Source organism: Streptomyces morookaense, assembly GCF_013030945.1.
Taxonomy (GTDB): Bacteria; Actinomycetota; Actinomycetes; order Streptomycetales; family Streptomycetaceae; genus Streptomyces; species Streptomyces morookaensis.
In genome coordinates this window covers 1-19134 of sequence record NZ_JABBXF010000113.1, presented here as the reverse complement: position 1 = coordinate 19134, position 19134 = coordinate 1, and the positions used below count along the sequence as shown (strand labels likewise).

14 protein-coding genes and 1 pseudogene are annotated in these 19134 nt (G+C 73.3%); 13 read left to right on the top strand and 2 right to left on the bottom strand.

Going from position 1 to position 19134, the window contains the following annotated elements; genetic code table 11:
• Positions 1-121 precede the first annotated feature (121 nt).
• From recN to HG542_RS32040, 3 genes are all read left to right on the top strand, one after another.
• Positions 122-1888, top strand: a complete 1767-nt coding sequence (recN, locus tag HG542_RS32050; protein WP_171087721.1) for a DNA repair protein RecN — start codon at positions 122-124, stop codon at positions 1886-1888.
• A 140-nt stretch (positions 1889-2028) separates the two neighbouring features.
• Positions 2029-2754, top strand: coding sequence for a hypothetical protein (locus HG542_RS32045; protein WP_171087719.1), 726 nt, complete (start codon positions 2029-2031; stop codon positions 2752-2754).
• Positions 2755-2890: 136 nt separating this feature from the next.
• Positions 2891-4003: a glycosyltransferase family 4 protein gene (locus HG542_RS32040; protein ID WP_171087717.1), complete on the top strand. Its 1113-nt coding sequence runs from the start codon at positions 2891-2893 to the stop codon at positions 4001-4003.
• Positions 4004-4106: 103 nt separating this feature from the next.
• Here the strand turns inward: HG542_RS32040 and HG542_RS32035 are convergent, their stop codons facing one another.
• Entirely contained in the window at positions 4107-5780 is a 1674-nt protein-coding gene (locus HG542_RS32035; RefSeq protein ID WP_171087715.1) for a PucR family transcriptional regulator, read from the bottom strand.
• Between the two features lie 168 nt (positions 5781-5948).
• Here HG542_RS32035 and HG542_RS32030 point away from each other — a divergent pair, with 168 nt between their 5' ends.
• On the top strand, positions 5949-7154 hold the full coding sequence (locus HG542_RS32030) for an MFS transporter (protein WP_229922875.1): 1206 nt from the start codon (positions 5949-5951) through the stop codon (positions 7152-7154).
• On the opposite strand, the gene HG542_RS32025 is transcribed toward HG542_RS32030, so the two are convergent.
• Positions 7126-8928, bottom strand: coding sequence for a glycoside hydrolase family 15 protein (locus HG542_RS32025; protein ID WP_171087711.1), 1803 nt, complete (start codon positions 8926-8928; stop codon positions 7126-7128). The two genes, HG542_RS32030 and HG542_RS32025, sit on opposite strands and share 29 nt — an antisense overlap.
• 412 nt (positions 8929-9340) lie before the next feature.
• On the opposite strand from HG542_RS32025, the gene pyrG reads away from it, so the two are divergent.
• The 9 genes and pseudogenes from pyrG to HG542_RS31980 form a co-directional block, all read left to right on the top strand.
• Positions 9341-10993 (top strand): CTP synthase, encoded by a 1653-nt coding sequence (pyrG, locus tag HG542_RS32020; RefSeq protein WP_176607213.1) that lies wholly within the window; start codon positions 9341-9343, stop codon positions 10991-10993.
• A gap of 90 nt (positions 10994-11083) precedes the next feature.
• Entirely contained in the window at positions 11084-11719 is a 636-nt protein-coding gene (locus HG542_RS32015) for an NUDIX domain-containing protein (protein WP_171087709.1), read from the top strand.
• Positions 11720-11902: 183 nt separating this feature from the next.
• The gene (locus HG542_RS32010) at positions 11903-13996 is read left to right on the top strand and encodes a tetratricopeptide repeat protein (protein ID WP_438816709.1); all 2094 of its coding nucleotides are present in this window, start codon (positions 11903-11905) and stop codon (positions 13994-13996) included.
• Positions 13997-14182: 186 nt separating this feature from the next.
• Entirely contained in the window at positions 14183-15298 is a 1116-nt protein-coding gene (gene ald / locus HG542_RS32005) for an alanine dehydrogenase (protein ID WP_171087733.1), read from the top strand.
• Positions 15299-15619: 321 nt separating this feature from the next.
• Complete coding sequence (locus tag HG542_RS32000; protein WP_171087707.1) at positions 15620-16747, top strand: ParA family protein; 1128 nt, start codon at positions 15620-15622, stop codon at positions 16745-16747.
• On the top strand, positions 16732-17274 hold the full coding sequence (locus tag HG542_RS36335) for a hypothetical protein (RefSeq protein WP_171087705.1): 543 nt from the start codon (positions 16732-16734) through the stop codon (positions 17272-17274). Before HG542_RS32000 ends, HG542_RS36335 begins: the two co-directional genes overlap by 16 nt.
• Before the next feature lie 79 nt (positions 17275-17353).
• Positions 17354-18247 (top strand): segregation and condensation protein A, encoded by an 894-nt coding sequence (locus HG542_RS31990; RefSeq protein WP_171087703.1) that lies wholly within the window; start codon positions 17354-17356, stop codon positions 18245-18247.
• Positions 18244-18903, top strand: a complete 660-nt coding sequence (gene scpB / locus HG542_RS31985; RefSeq protein WP_171087701.1) for an SMC-Scp complex subunit ScpB — start codon at positions 18244-18246, stop codon at positions 18901-18903. Before HG542_RS31990 ends, scpB begins: the two co-directional genes overlap by 4 nt.
• A pseudogene (locus HG542_RS31980) lies at positions 18903-19134 on the top strand (pseudouridine synthase); the annotation flags it as partial. The gene scpB and the pseudogene HG542_RS31980, both read left to right, overlap by 1 nt.

Sequence of the window (19134 nt, the reverse complement as noted above, 5' to 3'; positions counted from 1 at the left end):
GCTTCGAGCCTGGCCCCGCAAGGGCTGCCGGGGCCATGGGGTGGTCACCCGGACCGGTGGTGGGGCTGTCCCCAGGGGGGTGAGTGGGGGAGGCCGTCGCGGGGCGGCCCCGGAACCTCGTATGGTCGTATCCGTGTTGGAGGAGATGCGGATCCGGTCCTTGGGCGTCATTGACGACGCGGTCGTCGAGCTGTCACCCGGTTTCACGGCGGTGACGGGCGAGACGGGTGCGGGCAAGACCATGGTGGTCACCAGCCTGGGGCTGCTGCTCGGCGGGCGCGCCGACCCCGCGCTGGTGCGGGTCGGGGCCAAGGCCGCGGTGGTCGAGGGGCGGCTCGTCGTCGACGGCGGCTCGGCCGTGGCCGTCCGGGCCGAGGAGGCGGGTGCCGAACTCGACGACGGCACGCTGCTGATCAGCCGCACGCTCTCCGCGGAGGGGCGCTCGCGCGCCCATCTCGGCGGACGCAGCGTGCCCGTGGGACTGCTGGGCGAGCTCTCGGAGGAGCTCGTCGCCGTCCACGGGCAGACCGACCAGCAGGGGCTGCTGCGGCCCGCCCGGCAGCGGGAGGCCCTCGACCGGTACGCGGGCGCCGCGGTGTCCGTGCCGCTGACCAAGTACACCGACGTGTACCGCCGGCTGCGCGCCGTCGCCGCCGAGCTGACGGAGCTGACCACGCGGGCCCGCGAGCGCGCCCAGGAGGCGGATCTGCTGCGCTTCGGCCTGGACGAGATCGCCGCGGTCGAGCCGGTGGCCGGCGAGGACGCCGAACTGGCCGCCGAGGCCGAGCGCCTCGGGCATGCGGAGGCGCTCGCCGCCGCGGCCACGGCCGCGCATGCGGCCGTCGTCGGCAACCCCGAGGACCCCGAGGGTGTCGATGCGGCGACGCTGGTCGCCGGAGCGCACCGGGCGCTGGAGGCCGTGCGGTCCCACGACCCGGTCCTCGCGGCGCTCGCGGAGCGGCTGGGGGAGATCGGGATCCTGCTGGGCGATGTGGCCGGGGAGCTCGCGGGGTACGCGGACGACCTCGACGCCGACCCGCGGCGGCTGGCCGCCGTGGAGGAGCGGCGGGCCGCCCTGGCCCATCTGACGCGCAAGTACGGCGCGGACGTCGAGGAGGTCCTCGCCTGGGCCGAGCGCAGTGCCGCGCGGCTGGGCGAACTGGACGGCGACGACGACCGGATCGGCGAGCTCGTCGCCGAGCGGGATGCCCTGCGGGCGGAACTCGGGGCGCTCGCACAGGAACTGGGCGAGGCGCGGGCCGAGGCGGCGAAGCGTTTCGCTGACGCGGTCACGGAGGAACTGGCCGAACTGGCCATGCCGCATGCGCGGGTGGCCTTCGCCGTGCGGCAGTCGGAGGCGTCGGACGCCGAGGCCGGCATCGAGGTCGCGGGGCGCGCGGTCGAGTACGGCCCGTACGGGGCCGACGAGGTCGAGCTGCTCCTCACGCCGCATCCGGGGGCCCAGGCGCGGCCGATCGCCAAGGGGGCGTCCGGGGGTGAGCTCTCGCGCGTGATGCTGGCCGTCGAGGTCGTCTTCGCGGGGACCGACCCCGTGCCGACGTACCTCTTCGACGAGGTCGACGCCGGGGTCGGCGGCAAAGCCGCCGTCGAGATCGGCCGGCGGCTCGCGAAGCTGGCGGAGTCCGCGCAGGTGGTGGTGGTGACGCACCTGCCGCAGGTGGCCGCTTTCGCGGACCGTCACCTTGTGGTGGAGAAGACCCATGACGGCTCGGTCACGCGCAGCGGTGTCCGCGCGATGGAGGGCGAGGCGCGGGTGCGGGAGCTGTCCCGCATGCTGGCGGGGCAGGAGGACTCGGAGTCGGCGCGGGCCCATGCGGAGGAACTCCTCGCGGTGGCGGGCGCGGTGCGGGCCCGGGGGCGGCGGTAAGGGGCCTTGTGCGGCTCCGCCGCGGGGGCTTGCAGGGGCGCCCGGGCGGGTACGTCGGCTGCGCCCCGTAAGGGGCGCGAGGAACTGCGCGACCAGCCACGACCCACCCGCAGCCGCAGAACAGCCGCTACGTTAGCCCCATGATCATTCAAGCGAAGCGCTCCGGCTTCGCCGCCGCCGTCACGCGCGGGGTGTACGAGACCCTGCGTCGCCGCAAACCCGGCGGTGCGCGCCTGTGGGAGCGGACCAATCACGCCGGCCGCACCGTCGACCTGTGTGCCGGTCCCGCCGCCGCGGCCGGCGTCCTGGCCGGGTTGCCCGCCCTGCCCCCACGGGCACGCGGCGCCGCCGCGCTGGCCATCGCAACGGCCGCCGCCTGCGGCGCCTATGACGATCACGCCGGCACCGCCGACCCCCGCCGCGGATTCCGCGCCCACCTCGCGGCCCTGCGCAACGGCGAAGTGACGACCGGCGCCGTCAAGCTCTTCGGCATCGGCGCAGCCGCCCTGGCCGCCGGAGCCGTGCTCCGGCGGGACCCCGTCGACAAGGTCCTCGCCGGCGTCGTCATCGCCGGCTCCGCCCACCTCGTGAACCTGCTGGACGTCCGCCCCGGCCGCGCCGCCGGCGCCGTCCTGGCCCTCGGACTGATCGGTGCCGCCCCGGCCCCCGTCGGCGCCGCCGCTGCCCTGCTGAAGGACGACCTCGCCGCGCGCACCATGCTCGGCGACACGGGCGCCCACGCCCTCGGCGCGGGACTCGGCACGGCCGTCGTCGCCCGCAACGGGCGTACGGGGCTGGCGTTGCACGCGGCCGCGCTGGTGGCCGTGGCTCTGGTCATGGAGGTCAAGAGTCCCCAAAGCGGGTGAATCCGTTGATGTGCGGGCGAGGTAGGGCGCCCGACCCTCGGTACGGCGGTGCCGGGATGTCGGCGGGGGCTGGCATCCTGGGCGCAGCACCTCGCCGTACGCCTCTGCCCGTCGACGACCCAGGAGCTTCCCCCGCGTGAGCAGCACACCGGCCCGGCCGCCCCTGCACGCCGTTCAAGTCCTGGGCGGCGGGAGCGCCGGGAGAGGAGCGCACGTGCGGTCGCTGGCGGCCGGGCTCGTGGCGCACGGGCTGCGGGTGACGGTGTGTGCACCGCCGCGCACGGGCGAGGAGTTCGGAATCCCCGACTCCGGCGCCGAGTTCGCCCCGCTGCGCCCGGGAACGGACGCTCTGGCCGTCGCGGACATCCGCGCGCTCAGCGAGGGTGCGGACGTCGTGCACGCACACGGCCTGAAGTCCGGGGTGCTGGCCGCGCTCGCGCTGCGCGGCCGTCCGACACCGCTGGTGGTCACCTGGCACAACCGGGTGCATGCCGCAGGCGCGCGCGCCCACGTCGTACGCCTGATGGAGCGCCGCACCGCGCGCACCGCCGCGGTGGTGCTCGGCGCCTCGTCGGAACTGGTGGACCAGGCACGGCTGCGCGGCGCACGCGACGCCCGCCTGGCACCGGTGGCCGTACCGGCCCCGCACCCCCCACCGGACCCCGACCCGGACGACACCCTCCGCCTCAAAGCACGGGCCGAACTCGGCGCGGTGGCACGCCCCTTGCTCGTCACAGTCGGCCGGCTGGAACCCGGCCAGGGCTACGGGCTCCTCCTGGACGCCGCCCGTATCTGGCGGGACCTGGACCCGGAACCGCTGCTGATCGTCGCGGGCGAAGGCCGTGAACGCCCGGAACTGCAACGCAGGATCGAGACCGAAGGCCTCCCCGTCCAACTCGTAGGACGCCGCGACGACGTACCGGAACTCCTCGCGGTGGCGGACGTGGCCGTGCTGCCGGGCTGTTGGGAAGCGCGCTCGCTCCTCGCCCAGGAAGCCCTCCACGCCGGAGTGCCGCTGGTGGCGGTGGAGGCCCGCGGGGTTCCGGAACTGGTGGGCGACGCAGCCGAACTGGTCCCCTGCGGGGACGCGACGGCACTGGCAGCCGCCGTGACCCGGCTCCTGGAGGACCCCCTCCGCTGCGAGCGGCTGGTACGAGCGGGACGCCGCCAGGCGGCGAGCTGGCCGTCGGAGGACGACACGGTGGCCCACGTCCTGAGCGTGTACGACGAACTGAGCCGACGCACTTGACCACGGGCGCGAGGGGGCGGGGCGGGCCCTGGAGAGGGACGTGAAAAACTTTTTGTGGCAAGTTCGGGGCAACACCGCGTGGACGAGGGCCGCCGCAAAAAGTTCAGTCCCCGGAAGGGCCCGCCCCGCCCCCGCCGCACCACCCCCGACCCACGACGTGCCGCCGCGCCCGCAACGCAACCCCCAATGCCAGCGCCGCGTCCGGGTCTTCCAACTCCACCCCCAGCAGCCGCTCGATCCGCCCCAGCCGGTCGTACAGCGTCTGCCGATTGACGTGCAGCTCCCGCGCCGTCTCCGCCTTCCGCCCGGCGTGCGCAAGGCAGGCCTCCAGCGTCGGCAGCAACGCAGGACGAGCGGACCGGTCATGGGCGAGCAACGGCCCGAGAACCCGCTCGACAAAAGAGGCCAGATCCCCATCACCCCGCAGCCGCCACAGCAACACATCGACATCAAGCCGCCGCACATCGTGCCACTCACGATCCGGCGCCCCCTCCGCGGCAACAGCAGCCTCCGCAGCATGCCGAAGCGCACCCCCCACAGCCCCCCAAGCCGAGGCAACCCCCACGACCACCACCGGCGGCGCCCGGAACCCGGCCCGCTCCGCCCCGGAGCGCAGCGCCGCCGCCACCCGCCCCGCCACCGCGGCCCGTTCGGCCTCGTCCCGCAGCCCGGCGAGCACCGGAACCCGACCCTCCGGAAGCCGTACGCCCAGCAGCACCGGCACCCCCACCGCCCGCAGCTCCTTCTGCACGGCGCACGCCAGCGCCGCCCAACTGTCCGCCGGGACCAGGCCGGCGGCCATCCGCATCACCACGGGCAGCAGCGGCCCGTCGCCGGTCCGGAAGCCGAGCACGCGTGCCAGCCCGGGCGCGTCCGCCGGGTCGAGCCGCCCCTCGGCGAGGTCGGTGAGGAAGTCGCCGCGTCCCCGGGCGGCGAGCTCCTCCTCCTGGCGGGCCTGGAGCAGGACGACGGCGAGCAGCCCGGCGGCCCGGTCGGCGGCGATGCGGTGCACGGGAGCCAGAGGCACGTTCACCGGCAGCACCACGAGCCGCGCCCGCACGGCACCACCCCCAGGTCCCTGCCCGGGCACATCCGTGACGACGCTGCCCGCGAGCGAGGCCCCCCGCAGCCCGTCCCAGACCTGAAGCGGATCGGCACCGCCACCGCCACCCCCACCCCCACCGCTCGGCCCGGCGGCGTACAGCAGCCGCCCCTCCGCGGTCTCCAGGAAGACCGGGTTGCCGGTGAAGTCGGCGAAGAGCCGCAGCACTTCGGGTACGCCGCCCCCGCCCAGCAGCACCTCGGTGCACCGCCGGTGCACTTCCTCGGCGCGCTGCAGCAGGGCGTAGTGCTGGTTGACGAGCTCGGTGTGGATCTCCTCGGTGACGGCTACGAACGGCACTTCCCGGTGCAGCTGGACCAGCGGCAGCCCGCACGCGCGGGCGGTGTCCACCACGGCGGCGGGCAGGCTGGGGAACCGGGCGCCGAGCTCGACGACGAGGGCCGCGATGTCCCGCCGGGCCAGTCCCCGGACGAAGGCGCGCTGTTCGGCGGGGCGGCTGCCCAGGCCCAGTCCGGTGGTCAGCAGGAGCTCGCCGCCCTTGAGGAGGGCGGCGATGTTCGGGGCCTCGCCCGCGTGCACCCAGCGCACGGGCCGGTGCAGCCGGTCGGCGGCGGCCACGACCTCGGGCAGCCCCCGGCGCAGGGCGGGCAGTTCGAGGGCGCGCGCCACGGTGATCGTCCCCTGCGGGCCCGGCGGGAGGTCGTGCGGTTCCATGCCCGGAACCTACCGTCCCGCAAAGACACTCGCGCCCTTACCCTGACGCGCATGACTGCAGCGGCAGGCCCTTCGCCCAACTCGCCCGATATACCGGGCATTTCGCCAGAAGTGTACGAAACAAACAGCCCAACGGCGACAGTCCAGCGCCGCACGCTCAGGGTGCTGATGTCGGCGCAGGTGGTCGCCGGTGTCGGCATGGGCTCGATGATCTCCTCGGGCGGGCTGCTGGTGGAGCACCTCTCCGGCTCGCAGGCGACGGCCGGCCTCGCCACGACCCTGGCCACGCTCGGGGCGGCGCTGCTGTCCGTGCCGCTGGCGGCGCTCTCCCGGGCGCGCGGGCGGCGGACCGGTCTCGGCGCGGGCTGGCTGATCGCGGCGGGGGGTGCGCTGACGGTGCCGCTGGCGGCCGGTGCCGGCCTGCTGTGGGTGACCCTGCTGGGGATGCTGCTGATCGGCTCGGCGAGCGCGGCCAACCTGCAGTCCCGCTATGCGGCCACCGACCTCGCGGAGCCGCGCGCCCGCGCGGGCGCGCTCTCCCTGGTCGTGTGGTCGACGACGCTCGGCAGCGTGCTGGGCCCCAACCTCAGCGGCCCGGGGGCGGTGCTGGCCCGGCCGCTCGGACTGCCGGACGCGGCGGGGACGTTCGTGTTCTCGGTGGTGGCGTTCGTCCTCGGCTGGCTGATCATCCACACCGGCCTGCGCCCGGACCCGCTCCTGCTGGCCCAGGAGCAGCAGCCGACGACGTCGGCCGAGCGTGAGCACAAGGAACGCTTCGCCGCCCGTATGCGCACCGCGCTGCGTCATGTCGCCGCGTCCCCGGCCGCGTTGACGGGCCTGGCCGCACTGGTCCTGGGCCATGTGGTGATGGTGTCGGTGATGACGATGACGCCCGTCCATCTCGCCCACGAGGGCGCCTCGTTGAGCATCGTGGGCTTCACGGTCAGCCTGCACGTGGCGGGGATGTACGCGCTCTCGCCGCTGGTGGGCCGGGCGGCGGACCGGTTCGGCAGGGTGCCGGTGATCCTGCTGGGACAGGTGGTCTACGTGGCCGCCACGTTGCTGGCCGGGACGGCGGGGAACCGTCAATGGGCCGTGGCGGCAGGCCTGTTCCTGCTGGGCGCCGGCTGGTCGTGCGCCACGGTCGCGGGGTCGACGCTGCTGAGCGAGTCCGTGGACGCCGCGCACCGCCCGGAGGTGCAGGGGATGTCGGACACCCTGATGAACCTGGTGGGCGCGGCGGGCGGCGCGCTCTCCGGAGCGCTGACCGCGGTGTACGGCTACGGCGGGCTCAATGCCGCCGCAGCCGTCCTCGCCGTGCCCGTCGGGGCGCTCGCGCTGTGGTTCAGCCTCCGAACGCGCTCGACGCGGTGAGCCGCAGCGCGGTGTCGATCAGCGGCACGTGGCTGAACGCCTGCGGGAAGTTGCCGACCTGCCGCTGCAGCCGCGGGTCCCACTCCTCCGCGAGCAGGCCCAGATCGTTGCGCAGGGCCAGCAGCTTCTCGAAGAGCTGGCGGGCCTCGTCGACCCGCCCGATCATCGCCAGGTCGTCGGCGAGCCAGAACGAGCAGGCCAGGAAGGCCCCTTCGTCCCCTTCGAGGCCGTCCACGCCGGCCTCGTGGCCGGCGGTCGGGTAACGCAGTACGAACCCGTCGGGGGTGGACAGTTCGCGCTGGATGGCCTCGATGGTGCCGATGACGCGCTTGTCGTCGGGCGGCAGGAAGCCCATCTGCGGGATCAGCAGCAGGGAGGCGTCCAGCTCCTTCGAGCCGTAGGACTGCGTGAAGGTGTTGCGTTCCTTGTCGTAGCCCTTGTCGCACACGTCGCGGTGGATGTCCTCGCGCAGCTCGCGCCAGCGCTCCAGCGGCCCGTCGACGTCGCCGGACTCGATGAGCTTGATGGTGCGGTCGACGGCGACCCAGGCCATCACCTTGGAGTGGACGAAGTGCCGGCGCGGGCCGCGCACCTCCCAGATGCCCTCGTCGGGCTCGGTCCAGTGGTCCTCGAGGTAGCCGATGAGCCGCAGCTGGAGCAGGGACGCGTAGTCGTTGCGGGCGAGCCCGGTCATATGGGCCAGGTGCAGGGCCTCGGTGACCTCGCCGTAGACGTCGAGCTGCAGCTGGCCGGCGGCGCCGTTGCCGACGCGGACGGGCGTGGAGTTCTCGTAGCCGGGCAGCCAGTCCAGCTCGCTCTCGCCGAGTTCGCGCTCACCGGCGATGCCGTACATGATCTGCAGGTTCTCGGGGTCGCCGGCGACGGCGCGCAGCAGCCACTCGCGCCAGGCCCGGGCCTCCTCGCGGTAGCCGGTGCGCAGGAGGGAGGAGAGGGTGATCGCGGCGTCGCGCAGCCAGGTGAACCGGTAGTCCCAGTTCCGGACGCCGCCGATCTCCTCGGGGAGAGAAGTGGTGGGGGCGGCCACGATGCCGCCGGTGGGGGCGTAGGTGAGCGCCTTGAGGGTGATCAGCGAGCGGACCACCGCGTCCCGGTAGGGGCCGTGGTACGTGCAGTGCGTGACCCACTCCCGCCAGAACTCCTCGGTGGCCTCCAGGGCGCCCTCGGGGTCCGGCAGGGCGGGCGCCTCGCGGTGCGAGGGCTGCCAGCTGATGGTGAAGGCGACGCGCTCGCCGGGGGAGACGGTGAAGTCGGAGTAGGTGGTGAGGTCCTTGCCGAAGGTGTCGGCGGTGGTGTCCAGCCAGACGGAGTCGGGGCCCGCGACGGCCACCGTGCGGTCGCCCACCTTGTGCACCCACGGCACGACGCGCCCGTAGGAGAACCGCATCCGCAGCGCCGAGCGCATCGGCACCCGGCCGCTGACGCCCTCCACGATCCGGATCAGCTGGGGGGCGCCGTCACGGGGAGGCATGAAGTCGATCACCCGGACGGTACCTCGCGCGGTGTCCCACTCGGATTCGAGCACGAGGGAATCCCCCCGGTACCGGCGGCGGTCGGCGCGCGGCGGAGCCGCCCCCGAGGGGTGCGCCGGGCCGATCCGCCAGTAGCCGTGTTCCTCCGTGCCGAGCAGTCCGGCGAACGCCGCGTGCGAATCGAATCGCGGCAGGCACAGCCAGTCGGCCGTGCCGTCCCGGCAGACCAGGGCGGCGGTCTGCATGTCGCCGATCAGTGCGTAGTCCTCGATACGCCCGGCCACGTCATCTCCAGTCGAACGGCATCGTGACCCCGGAGGGTCTTCCTCAGCTGGGCAAGCGGTCTTTCGACGAGCTCTTTTCCGGAATCTGTCAGGGAGGCACCTACCAGCGGTGGCTGGGGAGAGACGGTGCCGTGCCGGCCGGCTCGCTGCATGTGTCCGAGCAGGATACGACGCGGAGTTGGGACACGCGCGACGGTTGGCGGCGGAATCTGTGCCGAATGGGTGGCCTGTGACGCAGGGGACGCGAGGCCGTCGCACCGCGTCACCGGGCGCGCCCGGCTCCGGGCGCTGATACCCTGGTACCCCGTGGACCGGAGGGCGCAAGACCCCCCAACCGCAGCGACGGCACCCCCGAAAACAACCGGGTGATCGCCGGTACGCATCCTCCACTCGCGACCACGGGAGCCCCCCTTTGGCCATTGCCGCAAAGCCCACGACGACCAAGCACCTCTTCGTCACCGGGGGTGTCGCCTCCTCGCTCGGCAAGGGGCTGACCGCCTCCAGCCTGGGCGCGCTGCTGAAGGCGCGGGGTCTGCGGGTGACGATGCAGAAGCTCGACCCGTACCTCAACGTCGACCCGGGCACGATGAACCCGTTCCAGCACGGTGAGGTCTTCGTCACCAACGACGGTGCCGAGACGGACCTGGACATCGGCCACTACGAGCGCTTCCTGGACGTCGACCTCGACGGCTCCGCGAACGTCACCACCGGCCAGGTGTACTCCTCGGTGATCGCCAAGGAGCGGCGCGGCGAGTACCTGGGCGACACCGTGCAGGTCATCCCGCACATCACCAACGAGATCAAGCACCGCATCCGCCGCATGGCCACCGACGACGTCGACGTCGTCATCACCGAGGTCGGCGGCACGGTCGGCGACATCGAGTCGCTGCCGTTCCTGGAGACCGTCCGCCAGGTCCGCCACGAGGTCGGCCGGGACAACGTCTTCGTCGTGCACATCTCGCTGCTGCCCTACATCGGCCCGTCCGGCGAGCTGAAGACCAAGCCGACCCAGCACAGCGTGGCCGCGCTGCGCAACATCGGCATCCAGCCCGACGCGATCGTGCTGCGCGCCGACCGCGAGGTCCCCACCGCCATCAAGCGCAAGATCTCGCTGATGTGCGACGTGGACGAGGACGCCGTGGTCGCCGCGATCGACGCCAAGTCGATCTACGACATCCCGAAGGTCCTGCACGCCGAGGGCCTGGACGCCTACGTCGTGCGCAAGCTCGACCTGCCGTTCCGGGACGTGGACTGGGCCCAGTGGGACGACCTGCTGGAGCGCGTCCACCAGCCCGACCACGAGGTCACCGTGGCCCTGGTCGGCAAGTACATCGACCTGCCCGACGCCTACCTGTCGGTGACCGAGGCCATCCGCGCCGGCGGCTTCGCCAACAAGGCCCGCGTGAAGATCAAGTGGGTCACCTCCGACGACTGCAAGACCCCCGCCGGTGCCAAGAAGCAGCTGGCGGACGTGGACGCGATCTGCGTGCCCGGCGGCTTCGGCGACCGCGGTGTCGACGGCAAGGTCGGCGCGATCACCTACGCCCGCGAGAACAAGGTCCCGCTGCTGGGCCTGTGCCTCGGCCTGCAGTGCGTCGTCATCGAGGCCGCCCGCAACCTGGCCGGCATCGAGGGCGCGAACTCCACCGAGTTCGACCCGGCCACCGCGCACCCGGTGATCTCCACGATGGCCGAGCAGATGGACATCGTCGCCGGCGAGGGCGACATGGGCGGAACGATGCGCCTGGGCATGTACCCGGCCAAGCTCGCCGAGGGCTCCATCGTCCGCGAGGTCTACGACGACCAGCCGTACGTGGAGGAGCGCCACCGCCACCGCTACGAGGTCAACAACGCCTACCGCGCCGAGCTGGAGAAGAAGGCCGGCATCCAGTTCTCCGGCACCTCCCCGGACAACAAGCTCGTCGAGTACGTCGAGTACCCGCGCGAGGTGCACCCCTACCTGGTGGCCACCCAGGCCCACCCGGAGCTGCGCTCGCGCCCGACCCGCCCGCACCCGCTCTTCGCGGGCCTGATCAAGGCGGCCGTGCAGCGCCAGCAGGGCTGATCTGTACGGTGGAACCGGGGTGAGGGCTCCCTTGCGGAGCCCCTCGCCCCGGTTTCTGCTTTCCGGAGACGTAAGGACGGACAGACGGACATGGGCAGCCCGGTCATCAAGGACACCGCCGAGGAATGGCGGATCGTCGCCAGCGGAACGCCGTTCACCGGCAACAAGACGAGCGTGCGCACGGACGAGGTGGAGATGCCGGACGGCACCGTCGTCAAGCGCGACTACCAGGTGCACCCCGGCTCGGTCGCCGTGCTCGCCCTGGACGACCAGGACCGGGTGCTGGTGCTGCGTCAGTACCGCCACCCCGTGCGGCAGAAGCTGTGGGAGATCCCGGCCGGCCTGCTGGACGTCCCCGGCGAGAACCCGCTGCGCGCCGCCCAGCGCGAGCTGTACGAGGAGGCCCACGTCAAGGCCGAGGACTGGCGGGTGCTGACCGACGTCTACACCACGCCCGGCGGCTGCGACGAGGCCGTCCGCATCTTCCTCGCCCGCGGCATCTCCGAGGCGGAGGGCGAACGCTTCGACGTCGCCGAGGAGGAGGCGGACATGGAGCTCGCCCGCGTCCCGGTCGCGGAGCTGGTGCGGGGGGTGCTGGCAGGGGAGCTGCACAACAACTGCCTGGTGGTGGGCGTCCTTTCACTGGTCGCGGCCCGGCAGGGGGACGGGCTGGACGCCCTGCGCCAGGCGGACGCGGAGTGGCCGGCCCGGCCGTTCGAGGCGTAGGGCTCCGCCGCGGGGCAGCTCGTCGTCCGCGGGCGCGTTGTGGCTGGTCGCGCAGTTCCCCGCGCCCTGACGGGCGCTGGTCATACAGGCATGCAACCCGAATAGGTGATCTTCCCCGGAAGCGGGCTCCCGGCATCCATTCGCGCCTCACGCAGTGAACTAGGCTCGTCGCGTCACGGCCGCATCCGCGGCCGGCAGGTGGACGGGAGTGGACCCGTGGCGGAGGCCGGGAGAGCGCAGCAGACCGGGGTGAGGGGGCGTCAGGCCCCGTCTCCCTCTCACCCTTTCGTCGGCAGGGCGCGTGAGATCAAAGAGCTGCGCGACGACATCGTGCGCGCCGGACTCGACACTCTTTCGGGTCGCAAACGCCCCCGCAGCCGGGTGCTGCTCATCGCCGGCCAGCCCGGCTCCGGCCGCACCGCGCTCGCCGAGGAGCTGGCCCGGCAGCTGGCCGGGGAGTACCCGGACGGAGTACTCCGCGCCCGCCTCACGGGTGCCGACGGGGAGCCCGTCCCCACCGAGCGGACCGCCCGGGCCCTGCTCGCCGCGCTCGGGGCGCCCGTCCCCGCGGGGGCGGAGGAGGACGTTCTCACCGCGGCCCTGCGCCGGGCCCTGGACGGGCGCCGCGCGCTGATCGTGCTGGACGACGCGGCGGGCGCCGAACAGGTCGACCCGCTGCTGCCGGACGAGTCCGGCTGCCTCGTCGTCGCCGTCTCCCGCGGCCCGCTGACCGGGGTGCCGGACGTCCGGCCGTGCACCCTCGGCGGGCTGGACACGCACGCCGCCGTCAAGCTCCTGGAGCGGTACGGCGGTCACCGGATCACCTGCGACCCGGTGGCCGCCGCGGCGGTCGCCGAGGAGTGCGGCAGCCAGCCCGCGGCGCTGATCCTGGTCGGCGGCTGGCTGGCGGCCCGGCCCAAGATGTCGGTGCTCGACGTCGTCAAGCGGCTGCGCGAGCAGCGGCCCGAGAGTGCGGGGCGGCCGCTGGCGCGGGCGTTCTGGCTCGCCTACGAGGCCCTGCCCGCGACCGCCGCCCGGACCCTGCACCTGCTGGCCCTGGCCCCCGCCGGGCTCGTCGACGCGCACACGGCCTCCGCGCTGGCCGGCTGCTCGCTCTCCACCGCCCAGAGCCTCCTGGAGGACTTCACCGTGCGCGGCATGCTGCGGACGGAGACCCCCGGGGGAGCGCCCGACGGGGCGCTGCCGCCGCAGTACCGGGTGCCGGGCTGTCTGACCCCGCTGCTGCGGGCCCTGTTGGAGGCCCAGGAGCGGGAGACGGAGGTGGAACTGGCCAGGGCGCGGATGCTGGAGCGGACCGTCCGGCAGCTGTATTCCTGCCGGGCGGCCACCGAGCGTGACGACCCGTCGGTGCGCCGCAGGATCGACCAGTTGCCCCGGCCGCTGCGCTTCCCGTCGCCCGCGGCCGCCGGCGAGTGGCTCGACGCCCGGCTCCCGGCGCTGCTGGCGGCGGCGCGGATGGCCGTGGAGGACGGCCGCCTGGACACCCTGGCCCGGCGGCTGGTCTCGGCGCTGACCCGGGCGCTGACCGCACACCTGGGCGCCGAGGCCGCGGCCCCCGAGCTCTACGGGCTGCACCAGCTCGTCCTCGACGTGGCGCGGCGCTGCGAGATGCCGCTGGAGAAGGCGGCCGCCCTGCTGAACCTCGGCGATCTGGACGCCCGGGCCGGGCGCACCGCGGAGGCGCTCGGCCGGTACCGGGACGCACTCCAGGCGGCGCGCGAGGCCGACGACCCGTACGCCATCAGCCGCGCGCTGGAGTCCGTCGCCACCGCCCACCAGGAGCTGGGCGACTGGCAGCGGGCCGCCGACTGGTTCCGGCGCGGTCTGGAACTGCGGCTGACGCGGGGTGAACTCGCCGAGCAGGCACGGCTGTACGGGAAGCTCGGCACGGTGCACACCCAGGCCGGCCAGTGGAACGACGCGCTGCGCGACTGGCGGGCCGCGGCGGCGGTGTGCCGCAGGCTGCGGGACCTGCCGGGCCATGCGCGGGCGCTGAGCGAGGCGGCCCTGGTGCTGGAGTACGCGGGCCGGGCCCGGGAGGCGCTGCGGATCTGCCGGGAGGCGGCGGAGTGCGCCCGGCAGTCCGGGGACGTCCGGCTGGAGGCCATGGCGCGGCTGCGGCTGGCGGACGCCCTGGAGCGGCGCGGCGACGGGGCGGCGGCGGAGCAGCACCGGCAGGCGGCGGGGGAGCTCCTCGCGGCGGACGAGCCGGCTCCGGAGGTGCTCGGGGCGGCTCGCTCCGCGGCTCCTGGGTGACCCACAGTTACCGGCGAGCCGCCTACGAAATCAGTGGCAGTATCCGCAAAGATTGGTGCATTGCAAGGCTAGACAGCGAACAGTCCTTCATTAGACTGGGTGAGCCGCGAGCGACGCGGTCTGCCCTGGCGTGCCCTGCATGTCGGGATTAGCCTGTCATTCTCTGATTCAAGGACCGTGATCGACGTGAAGGTCGGCATCCCCCGCGAGGTCAAGAACAACGAATTCCGCGTGGCCATCACCCCGGCCGGCGTGCTGGAGCTGGTGCGCAACGGCCACCAGGTCTTCGTGGAGAAGGGGGCCGGTCTCGGTTCCTCCATCACCGACGCCGAGTACGTGGGTGCCGGCGCCGCCATCCTGGACACCGCCGACGAGGTCTGGGCCACGGCCGACCTGCTGCTGAAGGTCAAGGAGCCCATCGCGGAGGAGTACCACCGCATGCGCAAGGGCCAGACCCTCTTCACCTACCTGCACCTGGCCGCCTCCCGCGAGTGCACCGATGCCCTGATCCAGTCGGGCACCACCGCCATCGCGTACGAGACCGTCGAGCTCGCCAACCGCGCGCTGCCGCTGCTCGCCCCGATGTCCGAGGTCGCGGGCCGGCTGGCCCCGCAGGTCGGCGCCTACCACCTGATGCGCTCGGCCGGCGGCCGTGGCGTCCTGCCGGGCGGCGTCCCGGGCACCCACGCGGGCAAGGCCGTCGTCATCGGCGCCGGCGTCTCCGGCTGGAACGCCGCGCAGATCGCCGTCGGCATGGGCTTCCACGTGACCCTGCTCGACAAGGACATCAACAAGCTGCGCGAGGCGGACAAGGTCTTCGGCACCAAGGTGCAGACGGTCGTCTCCAACGCCTTCGAGCTGGAGAAGGCCGTCACCGAGGCCGACCTCGTCGTCGGTGCGGTGCTGATCCCGGGCGCCAAGGCCCCCAAGCTGGTCACCAACGAGCTCGTCGCCAAGATGAAGCCCGGAAGTGTACTTGTCGACATTGCGATCGACCAGGGCGGCTGCTTCGAGGACTCGCGTCCGACCACGCACACCGAGCCGACCTTCATGGTCCACGACTCCGTGTTCTACTGCGTCGCCAACATGCCCGGCGCCGTGCCGAACACCTCCACCTACGCGCTGACCAACGCCACGCTGCCCTACATCGTGGAGCTGGCCAACCGCGGCTGGCAGGAGGCGCTGAGCCGGGACGCCGCTCTGGCCAAGGGCCTCAACGTCCATGAGGGACAGGTCGTTTACGGCCCGGTCGCCGAGGCGCACGGCCTGCCGCAGGTCGAGCTGAGCACCCTGCTCGGCTGAGCCGCCGACCCCGTACGACGGGAGCACGCCCCCGGCCGGGCCTTGCCGAGCAAGGTCCGGCCGGGGCGTTTCCGCCTCCGGTGCGGCCGCCTGTGAAACTTCCGGGTTACCGGGCGTACACCCTTGACAGAAGGGCGTTCGATTGCCGACACATCGTGCCGTCTCCGGCGGATTGTGTTGCTGCGGACCGCCGACACGCCATAGAGTCGCCAACCGTCGGCATGGTGCCACGCTGACCTATCTAGATGTTTCCTGGTCACCAAGGAGGTAGGACGACTTGTGAATGAGTCGACATTTGCTCCCGGGGGTGGTCACCCAGGAATGCCTATGCAGGACGGGAGTCCCGTGGGACTTCATGCTGTCGGCTCCGTCGCTGTCCGCACCTTCGCAGCACACCACGACATCCAGACCATGACGACAGCCCCTCAGAGCATGGACGGTCAACACGTGAACGCCATGGCCGGCGGCCGGGACAGCACGGACCCCGCACGCCTCGCCGATTACGAGGAAGTGCCGGACGGTCACTTCTACGACCCCGACGCCGAATACGAGCCGGACCCCGAGTACGCCGCGACGCTCGCCCCCGACGCCGCGCGCCAGCGCCGCGAGCGCATCGGCCCCACCGGGCGGCCGCTGCCGTACTTCCCGATCCCCGGACCGCTGGCGGACCACGGCCCGGCCAAAATCATCGCGATGTGCAACCAGAAGGGCGGGGTCGGCAAGACGACCTCGACCATCAACCTGGGCGCCGCACTCGCCGAATACGGCCGCCGGGTGCTGCTCGTCGACTTCGACCCGCAGGGCGCGCTCTCCGTCGGACTGGGCGTCAACCCGATGGAGCTGGACCTGACGGTCTACAACCTCCTGATGGAGCGCGGGATGTCGGCGGACGAGGTCCTGCTGAAGACCGCGGTCCCCAACATGGACCTGCTGCCCAGCAACATCGACCTGTCCGCGGCCGAGGTCCAGCTCGTCAGCGAGGTCGCCCGCGAGTCCACCCTGCAGCGCGCCCTCAAGCCGCTGATGTCCGACTACGACTACATCGTGATCGACTGTCAGCCGTCGCTCGGCCTGCTCACCGTCAACGCGCTGACGGCCGCTCACAAGGTGATCGTCCCCCTGGAGTGCGAGTTCTTCGCCCTGCGCGGCGTGGCGCTGCTGACCGAGACGATCGAGAAGGTCCAGGAGCGGCTCAACCCCGAGCTGGAGCTGGACGGCATCCTCGCCACGATGTACGACTCGCGGACCGTGCACAGCCGCGAGGTCCTCGCGCGCGTCGTCGAGGCGTTCGACGACCACGTCTACCACACGGTCATCGGGCGCACGGTGCGCTTCCCCGAGACCACGGTCGCGGGCGAGCCCATCACGACCTACGCGTCCAACTCCGTCGGTGCCGCCGCCTATCGCCAGCTCGCCAGGGAGGTGCTCGCCCGGTGTCACGCCGAGTGAGTCTGCCCGGCGCCGACGAGCTGTTCCGCACCACCGGAGGGTCGGGGCTCCAGCCCTCCTCCCCCCGCCGGAAGCTGAACGGCGAGACGCCGAGGGTGCCCGGCCCGGGTGACGGCCCGGACGCCGCGCAGCCGGGCAGGACCGCCGCGCAGGAGGGCACCGCGCGCGCCGCGGCCGCCCCGGCCGCGGGCCAGGAGCAGGAGGAGGCGCGCCGCCCGGACGGAGGCCGCGAGCGCCCCGCTGCCGCCCCCGCACGCACGGACGGGGCCGCCGCCCCGGGCAAGCGCCGCGCCCGCACGGCCAACCGCCGCCCCAGCGGCCGCGAACGCCACGACGAGAAGATCACCGTCTATGTCTCCGCCGAGGAGCTCATGGACCTGGAGCACGCGCGGCTGGTGCTGCGCGGCGAGCACGGGCTCGCCGTCGACCGCGGCCGGATCGTCCGCGAGGCCGTCGCCGTCGTCCTCGCCGACCTGGAGTCGCGCGGCGACGCGAGCATTCTCGTGCGGCGCCTGCGGGGACGCTGAGCCGTTCCGCTGCGCTAGCCTCGCGCCGTACGAAGCCCCGGGCCGTACGGCCTGTTCCGTTCCCACCCTGGAAACCCCCATGCCTGCAGCCCCCGCCCCGCCGGCCCGCCGCCCCCTGGGCCGTGGCCCGGGAAGCGGGTCCGAGCCCGTGGCCGACCCGGTGCCCGCCGGCCCGGAGGCCCCCGCAGGGTTCACCGTCCGGCTGGACAACTTCGAGGGCCCGTTCGACCTGCTGCTGCAGCTCATCGCCAAGCACAAGCTGGACGTCACCGAGGTGGCCCTGTCCAAGGTCACCGACGAGTTCATGGCCCACATCCGGGCCATGGGACCGGACTTCGACCTGGACCAGACGACCGAGTTCCTCGTCGTCGCGGCGACCCTCCTCGACCTCAAGACGGCCCGGCTGCTGCCCGCCGCGGAGGTGGAGGACGAGGCCGACCTGGCCCTGCTGGAGGCCCGCGACCTGCTCTTCGCACGGCTGCTGCAGTACCGCGCGTACAAGCGGATCGCGGAGATCCTCAGCGACCGCATGGCGTACGAGGGCCGCCGCCGGCCGCGCACCGTCGGCCTGGAGCCGCACCACGCGGAACTCCTGCCCGAGGTCGTCCTCGGCCTCGGCCCGGAGGCCTTCGCCCGGCTCGCCGCCAAGGCGATGCAGCCGAAGCCGAAGCCTCAGGTGTACGTGGACCACATCCACGCCCCCCTGGTCAGCGTCCGCGAGCAGGCCGAGGTCGTGGTGACCCGGCTGCGCGCGGCGGGCGAGGCGAGCTTCGGACAGCTGATCGAGGACGCCCCCGACACCCTCACCGTCGTCGCGCGCTTCCTCGCCCTGCTGGAGCTCTACCGCGAGCGGGCGGTCGCCCTGGACCAGGACGACGCCCTGGGGGCGCTGACGGTGCGCTGGACGGGCGCCGAGGCGGCCCCGCAGGTGACGGACGAGTTCGACCGCGAACCCGAGGAGACGACGGAATGACCGAGGCGACGCAGGAGACCCCGGTACCGCCCGCCGGTACGTCCGCCGTGGCGGAGCTCGACCTGGAGCCGGCCCTGGAGGCCGTGCTGATGGTCGTCGACGAGCCCGCCACCGAGGAGCACCTGGCCCGGGTCCTCGGCCGGCCCCGCCGCGAGATCGCCCTGGCCCTGCGGAACCTGGCCGACGAGTACACGGCCCGGCGGCGCGGCTTCGAGCTGCGCGAGGTCGCCGGGGGCTGGCGTTTCTTCAGCCGGCCCGAGTACGCCGACGCCGTCGAGGCCTTCGTCCTGGACGGCCAGCAGGCCCGGCTGACCCAGGCCGCGCTGGAGACCCTGGCCGTCGTCGCGTACCGTCAGCCGGTCAGCCGTTCCCGGGTCTCGGCCGTCCGCGGTGTGAACTGCGACGGGGTCATGCGCACCCTCCTCCAGCGGGGTCTGGTGGCGGAGGCGGGGACGGAACCCGAAACAGGTGCGATCCTGTACAGGACGACGAACTACTTTCTGGAGCGGATGGGCCTGCGCGGCCTGGACGAGCTTCCCGAGCTCGCACCGTTCCTCCCCGAGGCGGACGCGGTCGAGGGGGACTCCCGGGAAGGGGTCCCGTCCTTCGATCCGGACGCACCGGACACCGACGCAGACGACAAGACGGAACTTTGATGCGAAGCAGCGGCAGGAACAGCGGTAGCGGCAGCCGGGACAACCGGGGCGGGGCGCCCCGCCCGTCCTCCGGCGGCGGACGCACGGGCGGCGGACGCTCCCAGGGCGGCCGCTCCGGCGGCGGACGGTACGACGACGGCCGCTCCGGCGCCCGGCGCGACGACCGGCAGCAGGAGCAGCGCCCGCGCCGGCCGCGCCCCGAGGAGCGCCGCTACGACGTGGGCCCCGACG

Bases quoted from the DNA above. Each gene is read 5' to 3' on its own strand.
- recN (WP_171087721.1), top strand. From the start codon at position 122: ATGGTCGTATCCGTGTTGGAGGAGATGCGGATCCGGTCCTTGGGCGTC.
- HG542_RS32045 (WP_171087719.1), top strand. From the start codon at position 2,029: ATGATCATTCAAGCGAAGCGCTCCGGCTTCGCCGCCGCCGTCACGCGC.
- HG542_RS32035 (WP_171087715.1), bottom strand. From the start codon at position 5,780: ATGGAACCGCACGACCTCCCGCCGGGCCCGCAGGGGACGATCACCGTG.
- HG542_RS32030 (WP_229922875.1), top strand. From the start codon at position 5,949: ATGTCGGCGCAGGTGGTCGCCGGTGTCGGCATGGGCTCGATGATCTCC.
- HG542_RS32015 (WP_171087709.1), top strand. From the start codon at position 11,084: ATGGGCAGCCCGGTCATCAAGGACACCGCCGAGGAATGGCGGATCGTC.
- HG542_RS32000 (WP_171087707.1), top strand. From the start codon at position 15,620: ATGCCTATGCAGGACGGGAGTCCCGTGGGACTTCATGCTGTCGGCTCC.
- HG542_RS31990 (WP_171087703.1), top strand. From the start codon at position 17,354: ATGCCTGCAGCCCCCGCCCCGCCGGCCCGCCGCCCCCTGGGCCGTGGC.
- scpB (WP_171087701.1), top strand. From the start codon at position 18,244: ATGACCGAGGCGACGCAGGAGACCCCGGTACCGCCCGCCGGTACGTCC.